The organism is Micromonospora sp. CPCC 206060, from assembly GCF_036906895.1.
GTDB lineage: Bacteria > Actinomycetota > Actinomycetes > Mycobacteriales > Micromonosporaceae > Micromonospora.
In genome coordinates this window covers 1-834 of sequence record NZ_JBAKHU010000262.1, presented here as the reverse complement: position 1 = coordinate 834, position 834 = coordinate 1, and the positions used below count along the sequence as shown (strand labels likewise).

Below are 834 nucleotides of genomic sequence, written 5' to 3'. Positions count from 1 at the left end.
TGCGGCCGACGGCCGCCTGCTCCAGACATTGGAAGGCCACACCAGCTCGGTGCGGGCGGTGACGTCGTGGCAGGAGGAGTCGGGCCAGCGGCTGCTGGCCTCCACCAGCGGGGATCAGACGGTGCGGATCTGGGATGCGGCCGACGGCCGCCTGATCCGGACATTGGAAGGCCACACCGGCACGGTGTCGGCGGTGACGTCGTGGCCGGCGGGACCGGGCCGGCGGATGCTGGCCTCCACCAGCATGGATCAGACGGTGCGGTTGTGGACCCTGCCGGAGGCTGCTGCGGGGCTGGCGGGGTTGCCTGCCGTGCCGGGTGGGCGTGTTGCCGCTGGAAACGACCCCGGACCTGTGTCCGCGGTGTCGGGGGAGGTGTTCCGGACGGTTCGGGGTTTCGCCAGTGCTGCCGGCCCCGCCGAGGCGGTGGTGTCTCCGCAGTTGCTGACCGGCCACACCGGCCCGGTGTGGGCGGTGACGTCGTGGCAGGAGGAGTCGGGCCGGCGGCTGCTGGCCTCTGCCAGCACGGATGGGACGGTGCGGATCTGGGATGCGGCCGACGGCCGCCTGATCCAGACGTTGGAAGGCCACATCGGCACGGTGTTGGCGGTGACGTCGTGGCCGGCGGGGCAGGGCCAGCGGCTGCTGGCCTCCGCCAGCACGGATGGGACGGTGCGGATCTGGGATGCGGCCGACGGTCGCCTGGTCCGGAGGTTGGAAGGCCACACCGACGCGGTGTCGGCGGTGACGTCGTGGCAGGAGGAGTCGGGCCGGCGGCTGCTGGCCTCTGCCAGCACGGATGGGACGGTGCGGATCTGGGATGCGGCCGACGGCCG

The 834-nt window shown here is 72.9% G+C and carries 1 protein-coding gene and 1 pseudogene; one reads left to right on the top strand and one right to left on the bottom strand.

From position 1 onward, the window contains the following. Positions 1 to 114: 114 nt before the first annotated feature. Positions 115 to 246, bottom strand: coding sequence for a hypothetical protein (locus V6U90_RS33630; protein ID WP_334445237.1), 132 nt, complete (start codon positions 244 to 246; stop codon positions 115 to 117). On the opposite strand from V6U90_RS33630, the pseudogene V6U90_RS33625 reads away from it, so the two are divergent. Beyond that, positions 185 to 834: pseudogene (locus V6U90_RS33625) on the top strand (hypothetical protein); the annotation flags it as partial. The gene V6U90_RS33630 and the pseudogene V6U90_RS33625 sit on opposite strands and share 62 nt — an antisense overlap.

Excerpts from the sequence above, each read along its gene's own strand:
- V6U90_RS33630 (WP_334445237.1), bottom strand. The coding sequence starts at position 246 with ATGCTGGTGGAGGCCAGCATCCGCCGGCCCGGTCCCGCCGGCCACGAC.